Annotated in this window: 14 protein-coding genes; 5 read left to right on the top strand and 9 right to left on the bottom strand. The window is 71.5% G+C overall.

Going from position 1 to position 13,152, the window contains the following annotated elements; translation table 11 throughout:
- Positions 1-191 precede the first annotated feature (191 nt).
- Positions 192-890, top strand: a complete 699-nt coding sequence (locus tag ACLJQF_RS14495; RefSeq protein WP_410609041.1) for an SDR family oxidoreductase — start codon at positions 192-194, stop codon at positions 888-890.
- Here the strand turns inward: ACLJQF_RS14495 and ACLJQF_RS14500 are convergent.
- Positions 887-1,909, bottom strand: a complete 1,023-nt coding sequence (locus tag ACLJQF_RS14500) for a WD40/YVTN/BNR-like repeat-containing protein (protein ID WP_410609042.1) — start codon at positions 1,907-1,909, stop codon at positions 887-889. The genes ACLJQF_RS14495 and ACLJQF_RS14500 overlap by 4 nt on opposite strands.
- A 109-nt stretch (positions 1,910-2,018) precedes the next feature.
- The gene (gene pafA / locus ACLJQF_RS14505; RefSeq protein ID WP_410609044.1) at positions 2,019-3,377 is read right to left on the bottom strand and encodes a Pup--protein ligase; all 1,359 of its coding nucleotides are present in this window, start codon (positions 3,375-3,377) and stop codon (positions 2,019-2,021) included.
- A 143-nt stretch (positions 3,378-3,520) separates the two neighbouring features.
- On the opposite strand from pafA, the gene ACLJQF_RS14510 reads away from it, so the two are divergent.
- Positions 3,521-5,002, top strand: coding sequence for a bifunctional phosphatase PAP2/diacylglycerol kinase family protein (locus ACLJQF_RS14510; RefSeq protein ID WP_410609045.1), 1,482 nt, complete (start codon positions 3,521-3,523; stop codon positions 5,000-5,002).
- 104 nt (positions 5,003-5,106) lie between these two features.
- Complete coding sequence (locus tag ACLJQF_RS14515; RefSeq protein ID WP_410609047.1) at positions 5,107-6,342, top strand: alpha/beta hydrolase; 1,236 nt, start codon at positions 5,107-5,109, stop codon at positions 6,340-6,342.
- Between the two features lie 243 nt (positions 6,343-6,585).
- Here the strand turns inward: ACLJQF_RS14515 and prcA are convergent, their stop codons facing one another.
- The 4 genes from prcA to dop form a co-directional block, all read right to left on the bottom strand.
- Entirely contained in the window at positions 6,586-7,380 is a 795-nt protein-coding gene (gene prcA, locus ACLJQF_RS14520) for a proteasome subunit alpha (protein ID WP_410609048.1), read from the bottom strand.
- A 52-nt stretch (positions 7,381-7,432) separates the two neighbouring features.
- Positions 7,433-8,287, bottom strand: a complete 855-nt coding sequence (gene prcB / locus ACLJQF_RS14525; RefSeq protein ID WP_410609049.1) for a proteasome subunit beta — start codon at positions 8,285-8,287, stop codon at positions 7,433-7,435.
- Positions 8,288-8,409: 122 nt separating this feature from the next.
- Complete coding sequence (locus ACLJQF_RS14530) at positions 8,410-8,604, bottom strand: ubiquitin-like protein Pup (protein ID WP_013226725.1); 195 nt, start codon at positions 8,602-8,604, stop codon at positions 8,410-8,412.
- Between the two features lie 86 nt (positions 8,605-8,690).
- Positions 8,691-10,193 (bottom strand): depupylase/deamidase Dop, encoded by a 1,503-nt coding sequence (gene dop / locus ACLJQF_RS14535; protein WP_410609051.1) that lies wholly within the window; start codon positions 10,191-10,193, stop codon positions 8,691-8,693.
- A gap of 41 nt (positions 10,194-10,234) precedes the next feature.
- Between dop and ACLJQF_RS14540 the strand changes: the two genes are divergently transcribed.
- Complete coding sequence (locus ACLJQF_RS14540; RefSeq protein WP_410609052.1) at positions 10,235-10,753, top strand: NUDIX domain-containing protein; 519 nt, start codon at positions 10,235-10,237, stop codon at positions 10,751-10,753.
- On the opposite strand, the gene ACLJQF_RS14545 is transcribed toward ACLJQF_RS14540, so the two are convergent.
- From ACLJQF_RS14545 to ACLJQF_RS14555, 3 genes are read right to left on the bottom strand one after another with little or no spacing between them, the layout of a single operon-like run.
- Positions 10,744-11,352: a hypothetical protein gene (locus tag ACLJQF_RS14545; RefSeq protein ID WP_410609053.1), complete on the bottom strand. Its 609-nt coding sequence runs from the start codon at positions 11,350-11,352 to the stop codon at positions 10,744-10,746. The two genes, ACLJQF_RS14540 and ACLJQF_RS14545, sit on opposite strands and share 10 nt — an antisense overlap.
- 50 nt (positions 11,353-11,402) lie before the next feature.
- Positions 11,403-12,344 (bottom strand): aldo/keto reductase, encoded by a 942-nt coding sequence (locus ACLJQF_RS14550; RefSeq protein ID WP_410609054.1) that lies wholly within the window; start codon positions 12,342-12,344, stop codon positions 11,403-11,405.
- Positions 12,341-12,676: a hypothetical protein gene (locus tag ACLJQF_RS14555; RefSeq protein ID WP_410609056.1), complete on the bottom strand. Its 336-nt coding sequence runs from the start codon at positions 12,674-12,676 to the stop codon at positions 12,341-12,343. Before ACLJQF_RS14555 ends, ACLJQF_RS14550 begins: the two co-directional genes overlap by 4 nt.
- 76 nt (positions 12,677-12,752) lie before the next feature.
- Here ACLJQF_RS14555 and ACLJQF_RS14560 point away from each other — a divergent pair, with 76 nt between their 5' ends.
- Positions 12,753-13,118, top strand: a complete 366-nt coding sequence (locus ACLJQF_RS14560) for an ArsR/SmtB family transcription factor (RefSeq protein WP_410609057.1) — start codon at positions 12,753-12,755, stop codon at positions 13,116-13,118.
- Positions 13,119-13,152 lie beyond the last annotated feature (34 nt).

Below are 13,152 nucleotides of genomic sequence, written 5' to 3' on the forward strand. Positions count from 1 at the left end.
GCACCTGCTCCCAAAACCGCACCCGCACATCCCGCAACAACGGCACCCGACCTACCCGACCAGCCACAACACCCTCCAACCATCGGTGTTGCAACCACCCCATGAACCCAAGCGGCCTTCGGTGCGTCAGACGCAACCAAGGCCACATTGGGGCGCTTGAGATCCGGGGAACCCTCCCTAGCCTGGAGCACATGAATGATCGTGTTCTCCTCGTCACCGGCGCCTCCCGCGGCCTCGGCGCCGCGACCGCACGCCTGGCCGCCGCGTCCGGCTTCAAGGTCGCCCTTGTCGCCCGCAACGCCGAATCCGTCGCGGCCCTGGCGGCCGAACTCGGCGACGGAACAGCCATTGCCCTCGCCGCCGACGTCGCCGACTGGGCGGGCATCTCCGGTGCCGTCGCCGAAACCGTCGAACGGTTCGGGCGGCTCGATGCCGCCTTCGCCAACGCCGGCATCGGCGTCGGGACGTCCTTCTTCGGCACCGACGATCCCGATCCTCGGGCCTGGGACGAGATGGTCCGCACCAACGTCCTCGGCGCGGCCTACACCGCCCGGGCCACGCTCCCCGCGCTCAAGGAAACCGCCGGCCACCTGCTCATCACCGGCTCGGTCGCCGGCCGGTACATCCGCAACGGGAGCCTCTACTCCGCGACCAAGTGGGCGGTGACCGGTATGGCCGGCGCCATCCGCGAGGAAGCCGTCGGCACCGGCGTGCGGGTCACGCTGATCAACCCCGGCATCACCGACACGGACATCCTCACCGAGGAACAGCGCAAGAAGCCCAGGCTGGAGCCGGACGACGTCGCCCGCGCGGTGCTCTACGCGCTCCAGCAGCCGCCCTCGGTGGACGTCAACGAGATCCTGGTCCGCCCGACCGGCCAGGTGCTCTAGCGGAGCCGGGCGACCCGCCCCTGGGCACCACTGGCCCAGCAGGCGGCCCCGGCGCAGTCGACGCTGTCGAAGCTTCCGGTGCCGAACGACGTCCAGTGCCGGCCGCCGTCCGGGCTGTGGTCGCTGCCGCCCGGGCCGACCGCCAGCACCGTCCCACCCCGCCAGGCCAGGCCCGAGCGGTAGCCGGCCGGGTACCGGCCCGGGGTCGTCCAGGTCCGGCCGCGGTCCCGGGTCAGCGCGACGGCCGGGCCGGGCGCGTCCGGAGCCGCGAAATCGCCGCCGATCGCGACGCCCTGGGACGGCGTGCGGAAGGCCAGGGCGAACACGCCCGCCGACGGGCTGCTGGGCAACGGCGTATCCGACGCCGTCCAGTGCCGGCCGCCGTCGCCGGAGTGCAGGACGCGGGCGGTCGCGCCGCCGCCCGTGGCCAGCCAGGCGTCGAACGGCCCGGCCGTCGTGACGCACTGGCCGCTGGCCGCGAACCCGGCCTCGCCGGGCAGCGCGGGCGGGAAGCCGCTGTCGGGGACCGGGCGCCAGCTGCGGCCGCCGTCGAAGGTGGCCTGGACCCGGAACCGGCCGTCGACCGGGTCGCTCATCGCCAGGCCGCGCCACGGGTCGAAGAAGGCGAGGCAGTCGTAGAACGCCGCCGCGTCGGTGTTCTGGAACGTCTGGCGCCAGTGCGCGCCGCCGTCGTCGGTCCGGTAGACGCGGGAGTCGGTGCCGGGCCCGATGGAGAGGATCACGGCGTGGTCGGCGTCGAACGCCTCGATGTCGCGGAACTGCAGCGTCCCGGTCCCCGGCGGCCCGACCGAGGCCCAGGTGCGGCCCCCGTCGACCGTGCGCAGGACGGTGCCCTGCGTGCCGCTGACCCACGCCACCTGCGCGCTGACCGCGGACAGCCCGCGGAACTGGGCGGTGACACCGGTGGGCTTCAGCTCCCACGTCGGCGGGCGCTCCCCCGCCGACGCCGGAACCGCGACCGAAACGAGCAGGGCGAACACGAGCAGCACGACACGCATGCCGCGATCCTGCCGCACCCCCGCCCCGACTTTCGTCGCGTGCTCAAGTTTCGTGAAGGCCACCTTGAGGAACTTCAAGTTCCTCAAGGTGGCCTTCACGAACATCGGGCTAGAGCGAGCTGATCAGGCGTTCCACCCGCTCGTCGACCGAGCGGAACGGGTCCTTGCACAGGACCGTGCGCTGGGCCTGGTCGTTCAGCTTCAGGTGCACCCAGTCGACGGTGAAGTCGCGGCCGGCGGCCTGGGCGGCGGCGATGAAGTCGCCGCGCAGCTTGGCCCGGGTCGTCTGGGGCGGGGTGTCCTTGGCGGCCTCGATCTCGCCGTCGTCGGTGACCCGGCGGACCAGGGCCTTGCGCTGGAGCAGGTCGAAGATGCCCCGGCCGCGGCGGATGTCGTGGTAGGCCAGGTCGATCTGGGCGATCCGCGGGCTGGACAGGTCCAGGTCGTGCTTGTTCCGGTAGCGCTCGACCAGCCGGTGCTTGATCGCCCAGTCGATCTCGGTGTCGATCTTGCCGAAGTCCTGCTGCTCGACCGCGTCCAGCGCCCGGCCCCACAGCTCGATGACGCGCTCGTTCGCCGCGGTCGTGCCGTTGTCCTTGATGTGCTGGACCGCGCGGGCGTAGTACTCGCGCTGGATGTCCAGCGCCGAGGCCTCGCGCCCGCCCGCCAGCCGCACCTGGCGGCGGCCGGTGAGGTCGTGGCTGATCTCGCGGATCGCCCGGATCGGGTTGTCGAGGGTGAAGTCGCGGAACTGGACGCCGGCCTCGATCATCTCGAGCACCAGGTTCGCCGAGCCGACCTTGAGCATGGTCGTCGGCTCGGCCATGTTCGAGTCGCCCACGATGACGTGCAGCCGCCGGTAGCGCTCGGCGTCGGCGTGCGGCTCGTCGCGGGTGTTGATGATCGGCCGCGAACGGGTCGTGGCGCTGGAGACGCCCTCCCAGATGTGCTCCGCACGCTGGGAGAGGCAGTAGACCGCGCCGCGTGGGGTCTGCAGCACCTTGCCGGCGCCGCAGATGAGCTGGCGGGTCACCAGGAACGGGAGCAGCACGTCCGCGATCCGGGAGAACTCGCCCGCGCGGGTCACCAGGTAGTTCTCGTGACAGCCGTAGGAGTTGCCCGCCGAGTCGGTGTTGTTCTTGAACAGGAAGATGTCGCCGCCGATGCCCTCGTCGGCGAGCCGCCTTTCGGCGTCGACCAGCAGGTCCTCGAGGATCCGCTCACCGGCCTTGTCGTGCGTGACGAGCTGGACCAGGTCGTCACACTCGGCCGTCGCGTACTCGGGGTGCGAGCCGACGTCCAGGTAGAGCCGGGAGCCGTTCGACAGGAAGACGTTCGATGAGCGTCCCCAGGACACGACCCGCCGGAAGAGGTAACGCGCCACCTCGTCGGGCGAGAGCCTGCGTTGTCCGTGGAAGGTGCACGTGACCCCGAACTCGGTCTCGATGCCAAAGATCCGCCGCTGCATTCCACCAGAGTAGGCGCTGGACCCCCTCCGACGGTGCGCCGTTCGGGCGTCGACACGCCCCCAGTACGCCACAGACGGTGAAATCTCCCCGAATCAGGCACGATTGGAGCACAGCTCTTGACGTCACGTGGAAGGCGGACTCCTTGTCTCACCAGCTCATCCGGGCCTTCCGGCAGGTCGGCCGGACCGATCGCGCCCTGATGCGACGCAGTGCATCGCTGCCCGCCTCGAAGGCCGACGACGCTCTGATGACGCTGTCGAGATCGGCGAACAAGTCCCGCCTGTGGTGGGGCGTCGCCGCGCTGCTCGCCACCCGCAAGGGCGCGACCCGGCGGGGCGCGCTGCGCGGAGTCGTCGCGATCGCCGGGGCCAGCGCCGCGGCCAACCTCATCGGCAAGCCCCTGTTCCCCCGCCGCCGCCCGGCCGAGGAAGAGACGCCGATGCGCCGCCGCCTGCGGAAACGGCCCACGTCCTCATCCTTCCCGTCCGGCCACTCCGCGTCCGCGGCCGCCTTCGCGACGGCGGTGGCGATGGAGTCGCCGCGAGCCGGGCTCGTCGTGGCCCCGCTGGCGCTGGCCGTGGCCTATTCGCGGGTCCACACCGGCGTGCACTGGCCCTCCGACGTCGGCGTCGGGCTGGGTATCGGCGTCGGCGTCGGCCTGGCCACCCGGCACTGGTGGCCGCTGCACGACGACGTCCCGGGCCGCACGGCCCACGACGCGGACGCCCCCGAGATGGTCGACGGCGAGGACATGCTCGCGGTCGTCAACCCGAACTCCGGGGTCGCGGGCCAGGACCCGACCGAGGACGTCAAGTTCGCCTGGCCGAAGGCCACGCTGCTCTACCCGGACCCGAAGCAGGACCTGCGCACCCAGCTCGAAGCCGAGATCGACGCCCGCGGCACGGTCCGCGCGCTGGCCGTCGCGGGCGGGGACGGCACCGTCGCGGCGGTGGCCTCGGTCGCCGCCGAACGCGGCCTGCCGCTCGCCCTGGTCCCGGCGGGGACGCTCAACCACTTCGCCCGCGACGTCGGCGTCAACTCCATGCCCGATGCCGACGCCGCGACCGAGGTCGGCAACGCGGTCCGCGTCGACCTGGGCGAAGTCGAGATCGACGGCGCCGGCGAGCAGGCCCACCGCTGGTTCGTCAACACCGCCAGTCTCGGCGGCTACCCCGAGATGGTCCGGCTGCGCGAGAAGCTGCAGGAGAAGCACCCGAAGTGGCCTTCAGCGGCGATCGCGCTGGCCAGGACGCTGCGGCACGCCAAGCCGCTGACCGTCCGGCTCAACGGCAAGCGGACGCAGGTCTGGCTGCTGTTCGTCGGCAACGGCACGTACGCGCCGAAAGGGTTCGCCCCGAGCCGGCGGCCCGCGCTCGACACCGGTCTGCTCGACATCCGCTACCTGCGCGCCGACCTGCCCTACTCCCGCGCCCGGTTCCTGCTGGCGATGATCACCCGCAGCCTCGCCGCCAGCCACGTCTACCAGGAGCTCGACCTGCCCGAACTGGACGTCGAGCTGCTCGACGGCAACCGCCGCGTCGCCACCGACGGCGAGGTCGGCCCGCTCGGCAACCGGTTCCGCTTCCGGTCGCGTCCCCGGGCCCTGACGCTCTACCGCCTCTGAAGGTTGCTTTACCTTCTCTCAACGAACCCACAGCCTCCCCCGGCTAATTTCGTGATCGAGTTGCGGGCCCACCTGCCCGCGGCCAGGGGACGAGCGGGGATTCGATGGACGGGCACGGCCTGGCGAGCATCATCCACCGGGCCGCGAGCGACCCGGTGCTGCCGGGTGACGTCACCGCGCGCGCCCGCGAACTGGGACCGCTCGAATCGCCGCTCATCTGGCTCGCCTTCGCCTCAGCCGCCGTCGCGGTCCTCGCCGTCGTGGTCGCGCTCTGGTACCGCCGCCGCGTCCGGCGCTGGGGGTTCACGGCGTGCGGCGTGCTCCTGCTGCTGGCGGCGATCACCGCGCTCAACAGCTACGTCGGGTACGTCCGCACCTCCGACGACCTGGCCCGGCTCCTCCAGCGGGGCCCCGGTGTCGTCAACTTCGCCGGCCGCCTGCTCGACGACGGCAGCGAGGCCCCCGAACCGTCCTCGGGATCGGCTTCGGATTCAGCTTCGGATTCGCCGTCGTCCGCCCCCCGCCCCGGCGCGGGCACCGCGGCCGCCGGGCAGCGGATCGACGTCGTCAACCTCCCCGATCCCGCTCACGGGATCCCGTCGGGCAGCAACTACGTCATCCTCCCGCCCGGGTACGACAGCGCCCCCACCCGCCGCTACCCGGTCGTCTACCTGATCCACGGCTACCCCTTCGGGGGTCCCCGCGACTGGCTCACCTCCGGCGACGCCCCCGGCACGCTCCTGGCGCTGCAGCAGGCCAACGTCATCGCGCCGATGATCGTGGTCAGCGTCGACATGACCGCCGGGAACCCCAGCACCGACTGGGAGTGCCTGAACGTGACCGGCGGCCCCCAACTGGAGAGCTACCTGGCCGGCACCGTCGTCCCGGCCGTCGACCAGCGCTACCGCACCCTGGCCGACCGCGCCCACCGGGCACTGGGCGGCATGTCCGGCGGCGGTTTCGGCGCGCTCAACATCGGCCTGCACCACGTCGACGAGTTCGCCACGCTGGTGATCGCGCTGCCCTACGACGACCTCAACGACTCGGTCGGCATCCTCAACGGCAACCGCGCGGTCATCGCCGCCAACACGCCCCGCCGCTACCTGCCGACGATGCAGTTCCCCGCACCGATCTCGGTGATGCTCGCGGTCGGCACCGGCGCACCGACCGATGTATCGACGGCCCGCCGGATCGCCGACGCCCTGCACGCTCGGGGCCAGGAGGCGGTCGTGCACGCCGAACGCGGCTTCAACCACACCTGGCACACGGCCCGGGCGACGCTGCCGTACCTGCTGGCCTTTGCGGATCAGAACTTTCGGACGTCTCCGGCTACTTCGTGAGGGTGGGGTCTCGGGCGGGTTTTTGGCCGGGTGGTGCCTCTGCCGGGGTGGTGGTCGGCAGGGGGGTGTGGCCGGCGGTTGGCGTTCGTTTGGTGCCGCTACCGGACCTGCTCGCCGTCGCCCGGTGGCGGGTGGCGGGTGGCGGGTGGCGGGTGGCGGGTGGCGGGTGGCGGGTGGCGGGTGGGCGAAACAATGGAAGCGGGGCGTGGCCCGCCTGGCCACGCCCCGCTTCCGTTCACGAACTCACTCGCTGTCCGGCTTGGCCTCCGGCTCCTCGCCCTGGGGGTCCGGGACCGGGAGGAGCGTGTCCAGCGCTGCTCCGGTCAGGCGGCGGAACGAGCGGCGTGGGCGGTCGCGGTCCAGGACCGCCACCTCCAGTTTGATCGGGTCGGCCTCGCCGTTGCTGTTCGACGACGAAGCGGTCGCCGAGGACGACGAGCCCGCCGAAGTCGATGCCGCCGGCGGCTGGGTTGGGGTGCGCAGGGCCGCCACCGCCACGCCCAGGGCCGCCTGGAGGTCCAGGCCGTCCTCGAACGTCTCCTTCAGCTTGGCCGCGATCTTCTCGTTCTGGCCGCCCATCACGACGTACTGGGGCTCGTCGAAGATCGAGCCGTCGTAGGTCAGGCGGTACAGCTGGTCCTCCGCCGCGCTTGCGGCGACCTCCGCGACGCAGACCTCCACCTCGAACGGCTTCAGCTGCTCGGTGAAGATGCTGCCCAGCGTCGCCGCGTACGCGTTCGCCAATGCCCGCGCGCTCACGTCACGCCGGTCGTACTGGTAGCCCTTGAGGTCCGCGTGCCGGATGCCCGCCACGCGCAGGTTCTCGAACTCGCTGTAGCGCCCGACCGCGGCGAAGCCGATCCGGTCGTAGATCTCGGAGACCTTGTGCAACGTCGCCGACGGGTTCTCCGCCACGAACAGCACGCCGCCCGCGTACTTCAGCACCACCACGCTCCGGCCGCGCGCGATGCCCTTGCGCGCCAGCTCGGAACGCTCCCGCATCAGCTGTTCGGGAGAGGCATACAACGGCATCGTCACGGTGTGCGCTCCAGGTCTTTCGGTGTTCCAACGTTCACTGGTCCGGCTCCGGTCAGGACAGCCGGCGCTGCTGGCGCTCGGTCCGGCCCGCCACCACGGCCTCCGCGACCGCCGCCGTCTCCGACTCCGGCAGTTGGACGGCGCCGTGCTCGGCGGTGATCGTCACGACGCTCGGGAAGATGCGCCGCACCAGGTCCGGGCCGCCCGAGGCGGTGTCGTCGTCCGCCGCGTCGTACAGCGCCTCCACCGCGACCCGCACCGCGCCCTCGACGTCGGCGTCCGGGTCGTGCAGCTTCTTCAACGCCGATTTCGCGAACAGCGAACCCGAGCCGATGCCCGCGTAGCCGCCGTGCTCCTCGTAGCGCCCGCCCGCGGCGTCGTACGACACGATCCGCCCGGCGTGCTTGGCGTCCTCGGCCTCCAGGTCGTACCCCACGAACAACGGGATCGCCGCGAGCCCGGCCATCGCCATCTCGAGGTTCGCCTTGACCATCCCGGCCAGCTTGTTCGTCTTGCCGTCCAGCGACAGCGAAACGCCCTCGATCTTTTCGTAGTGCGCCAGCTCGACCGCGTACAGCCGCACCATCTCCACGGCCAGCCCCGCCGTGCCCGCGATGCCGACCGCCGAGTACTCGTCGGTGACGTGCACCTTTTCGATGTCGCGGCTCGCGATCAGGTTGCCCGACGTCGCCCGCCGGTCACCGGCGATCAGCACGCCGCTCGCGAACGTGCACGCGACGATCGTCGTCCCGTGCGGGATGCCCAGCTCCGCCACTCCCGGCGCCACGCGCCGTTCGGGCAGCAGCTCCGGCGCCTGCACGCGCAGGAAATCCGAAAACGACGACGTCGCCGAGGAGAAGTACGTCGCAGGCAGCGCGGGACCCGAGATGCCCCTGGTGTTGTCCATACGTGCTCAAAAATCCCATCTGTGCGGGCCAGAGGGACCAGAGCCCCGCGCGGGCGAGGACGCCACGCGGAGCCCCGGCCGCCGGCTGAACGGTCGGCAAGGGCGCAGTGCCCTCCGAGCGGCTATTCGCCGCCCTTCTGCACGTAGGCCCGGACGAAGTCCTCGGCGTTCTCCTCGAGCACGTCGTCGATCTCGTCGAGGATCGTGTCGACGTCCTCGCCGAGCTTCTCGCGCCGCTCCTGACCCGCCGCGCCGGTGTCGTCGAACTCCTCGTCGGAGTCACCACCGCCGTGCTTTTCGATCTTTTCCTGGGCCATCTCGCCTCCCGGTCTGGCTGATGTTTCCTAGCCTACCCAGCGGCCCCGACATTCGGGGTCACGCCGCGATCGCTGGTGCGTCCCGCCTAGTCCGAACCGGTGAGCGCCTCCACGAGCTCCTCCGCCGTCGCCGCGTTGTCCAGCAACTTGCCGACGTGCGCCTTCGTCCCCCGCAGCGGCTCCAAGGTCGGGATCCGCACCAACGACTCCTTGCCCACGTCGAAGATGACCGAATCCCACGAAGCCGCCGCGATCGACGTCGCGTACTTCTCCAGCGCCCGGCCGCGGAAGTAGGCCCGGGTGTCCGACGGGGGCGTCGTCACCGCGGCCAGCACCTCTTCCTCCGAAACCAGGCGCTTCATGGACCCGCGCGTGACGAGCCGGTTGTACAGGCCCTTCGCCAGCCGGACGTCCGAATACTGCAGGTCGACCAGCCGCAGCCGCGGCGCGCCCCAGGCCAGGTTGTCCCGCTGCCGGTAGCCCTCCAGCAGCCGCAGCTTGGCCGGCCAGTCCAGCCGGTCCGCGCACTCCTGCGGGTCGCGGGCCAGCGCGTCCAGCACCTCGCCCCAGACCCGCAGGACCTCCTTCGAGGCCTCGTCGGCCTCCGTGCGCTCGAGGTTCTGGGAAGCGATCTCGTGGTAGGCGAACTGCAGGTCCAGCCCGGTGTACTTCTTGCCGTTGGCCAGCGCGACCTGCGTCTTCAGCGTCGGGTCGTGGCTGATCTGGTGCACCGCCTTGACCGGCTCGTCCAGCTTCAGGTCGTCGAACCGGATGCCGGATTCGATCAGGTCCAGCACCAGGGCCGTCGTCCCGACCTTCAGGTACGTCGAGTACTCCGACATGTTCGCGTCGCCGATGATGACGTGCAGCCGCCGGTACTTGTCCGCGTCCGCGTGCGGCTCGTCGCGGGTGTTGATGATCCCGCGCTTGAGGGTGGTCTCCAGGCCGACCTCGACCTCGATGTAGTCCGCACGCTGGGAGAGCTGGAACCCGGCCTCTTCACTCTGCTGGCCGATCCCGAGCCGGCCCGAGCCGGTCACCACCTGCCGCGACACGAAGAACGGCGTCAGCCCCGCGATCACCGCGGTGAACGGCGTCGACCGCGCCATCAGGTAGTTCTCGTGCGTGCCGTAGCTCGCGCCCTTGCCGTCGACGTTGTTCTTGTACAGCTGCAGCCGCGGCTGGCCCGGCACGGAAGCGGCCTTCATCGCCGCCTCCTCCATCACCCGCTCGCCCGCCTTGTCCCAGATGACCGCGTCCCGCGCGTTCGTCACCTCGGGCGCCGAGTACTCCGGGTGCGCGTGGTCGACGTACAGCCGCGCCCCGTTGGTCAGGATGACGTTCGCCGCGCCCAGGTCCTCGACGTCCGGGTCGTGCCCCGGCCCGCTCGGGCCGGTCAGGTCGAACCCGCGCGCGTCCCGCAACGGGCTCTCCACCTCGTAGTCCCACCGCGCCCGCCGGGCGCGCGGGATGTCGGCCGCCGCCGCGTAGGCCAGCACGACCTGGGTGGAGGTGAGTACCGGGTTCGCCGTCGCGTCGCCCGGCACGGAGATGCCGTACTCGACTTCGGTTCCCATGATCCGCCGCATGTCACCACCCTACGGGGTCGTCCTAGTGGAACGATGCACCCATGCCAGGCAGTGACGAACTCGTTGCCCTCTATGACCAGGCCGGCGCGGTGGTCGGCGAAACCAGCCGCGCCCGCGTCCGCGCCGATGCGCTGTGGCACGCCGCCGGCGTCGTCCTGGTCCGTTCGGGTGACGGGACCGCGGTCTACGTGCATCTGCGCACGCCCGGTAAGGACGTGTTCCCCTCCACCTGGGACTGCTGGGCCGGAGGGGTGGTCGCCGCGGGCGAGACCCCGGCCGAGTGCGCCCGCCGCGAACTCGCCGAAGAACTCGGCGTCCAGGGAGTGGAACCCGTGCCCCTGTTCACCAAGGTCTACGACGACGGCCGCAACCGCTGCCACAACTTCGCCTTCGAAGTCCGCTGGGACGGCCCGATCCGCCACCAGGCCGAAGAGATCGCCGAAGGTCGCTGGATCCCGCTGGAAGAGCTGCGGGCCTGGATCGACGACCCGGCCCCCGCGCTGCCGTTCATCCCCGATGGCCGCGAAGGCGTCCAGGAATGGTTCCGCCGCTACTGCTGAGCGGTGAGCTTCGCCGTCATCGCGGGCAGCAGCCGCTTCGCCGCGTCGACCGCCCGGGCCTCCGTGCTCGCCGAGACCGTCAGCTCGGACACCAGGCTTCCCTTGGCCAGCATCACCGTGCAGGTCTTGCCGTCGCGCCAGGCACGCTGCAGCTCGACCCCGGGCTGGACCGGGACGCTCACCGTCTTGCCCGCGCACTCGGTCTCCGCGACGGCCTGGGCGGCCGACCGGTCCGGGAACGCGAGGACACGGTGGCTCAGCAGCGACGCGCCGGGGTAGCGCCAGGTCGCTGTCCGGCTGCCCACCGACGGCCCATCCGCCAGGCACCCCGAGACCTCGCCGGAAGCCGGCTCGACGCCTTCTTCCGCGACATCGGCGTCGGTCAGCAGCGCCCGCTCCGCGAGCGGCCCGAGATCGGGGACCGCCGGTTTCTCCGGCGCGGCCTGAGCCTGACTCACCCGCGGTTCCGCGTGGACCGGCGCCGACGTGGTCACCGGATCGTCGTAGTACGTCTCGAGGTTGTTCGGGTCGGGCCCGTCGCAGCCGGTGAGGCCGACCAACGCGACCGCGGCCAACGCGATCGCCTGCCGATGACGCACCTCGACTCCTGTCATCCGGTTCTCGTGCCTGCGCAGAGTAGTGCAGCGCCTCAGTCCCACCGCAACGAGGACCGGTGTCGCCAGTACTCCTCCGGATCCTCCGCCACGCCGGCCAGCACGGCCACCTCCGTCGTGCTCAGGGAAAGCGTGGTGGCGCGCAGGTTCGCCGCCAGCTGCGCCGGGCTCGCCGGGCCGATGACCGCCCGGCCGGCCCAGTCGTTCGCCAGCACCGCCGCCACCGAGACCGCGTCCGGCCCGGTCCCGTGTGCGGCGGCGATCTCGCGGACCGCGGCCGGCGCTTCGACCACCAGCCTGCCGTTGGCCAGGGTTTCCTTGACCAGTACGCGGTTCCCCGCCGCGTGCGCCGCGGCCAGGGCCGGCCCCGCGGACGGTTCCAGGACGTTCCACGTCGACTGCACCGCCGAGAACACCGGCCGCCCGGCCACCTCCAGCGCGAACGCCCGCTCGATCGCCTCCGCCTGGGCCGGCCCGGACGTCGAAAACCCGACCGCGACCCCGTTCGCGGACAACTCCGCGAGCGCCTCGAGCAACGGCTCGTCGGTGAAGAGCGGACTGTCCACAGTGAGCGAATGCACCTGGTAGAGCCCGACCCGATCGCCCAGCAGCGCCAGGGTTTCCGCCCACTGCGTCGCGAACCGGACCGCCGAATGCTCCTTCACCTCGTGGACGTCGGCGTCCAGCCGCCACTCCCCGACGTAGGCGTAGCCCCACTTGCTCGAGATCTCGACGTCCAGGTGCCCGCGCTCGGCCAGCCAACCGGCCAGGAACTCCTCGGAACGCCCGTAGGACCGGGCGACGTCGACGTGCCGGACGCCCGCGGCGTACGCGTCGTCGAGGACCGCGAACGTCGCCGCGCGCATCGAAGCGACGTCCCGCACCGGCGGCAGCGCCCCGCCCCGGCCCAGGTTGATGTAGGCGGGACGGCCCAGTGCCGCCAGGCCGAGGGCGATGCGGTCCACGCGCGCGCTCATGCGGTCTGCTTGTGCCGCAGGATGGCCAGCCACTGACCCGCGGTCTGTGCCTGGCGGTGCAGCTTTTCGAGGCGCGCGGCCGGGGCGCGGACGTAGCCCTTGCCGAAGACGGGGGCGATCTGCCGCAGGCTGGCGCCGCCTTCACGGGCCGCGAGCAGCAGCCAGTCCGAGGCGTCGGCGCAGGCCGCGGACGCGCGGCGCAGCTCGCCGAGCATGTCGATGAGTTCCTGGGCGGGCACCTCCCCCGCTTCGACGGCGGCCGCCGTCGTCTCCAGCCAGGCCAGGACGTCGGCTTCGGTGATGGGTGCGCGGGGCCGGGTTTCTTCGGTCACGGCGCTGAGTATAGGTCGTTATACGCGCGGGACCGGGGAGCACACGCCGGGTGCGGTTATGCTGATCTCGAAGCCCATGACTGCGCACATCGAACCCGGATCCGGTCCCGAACCGCACGTCGAGCAGCTGCTCGACGTGTTCAAGGCGCTCGCGAATCCGGTGCGGCTGCAGGTGTTGCGGTGGCTTCGGGAGCCGGTGCGGCACTTCTTCGACGAGCAGAGACCGGTCGAGCGGGCCATCGCCGATCCGGTCGAGGTCGGCGTGTGCGTGACCCACATCCAGGAGAAGACCGGGCTGGCGCAGTCGACCGTGTCGGCGTACATGGCGGAGCTGCAGCGCGCCGGGCTGGTCCGGGCGACCCGCGTCGGGAAGTGGACGCACTACAAGCGGGACGAAGCCCGGATCGCCGAGCTCGTCGCCACCCTCGGCCACACCCTCTGACCAGCTGCTCCCCCGCTGCACCACCCCCTTCGTC

The organism is Amycolatopsis sp. lyj-109, assembly GCF_046548995.1.
In the GTDB taxonomy this organism is placed as follows: Bacteria; Actinomycetota; Actinomycetes; order Mycobacteriales; family Pseudonocardiaceae; genus Amycolatopsis.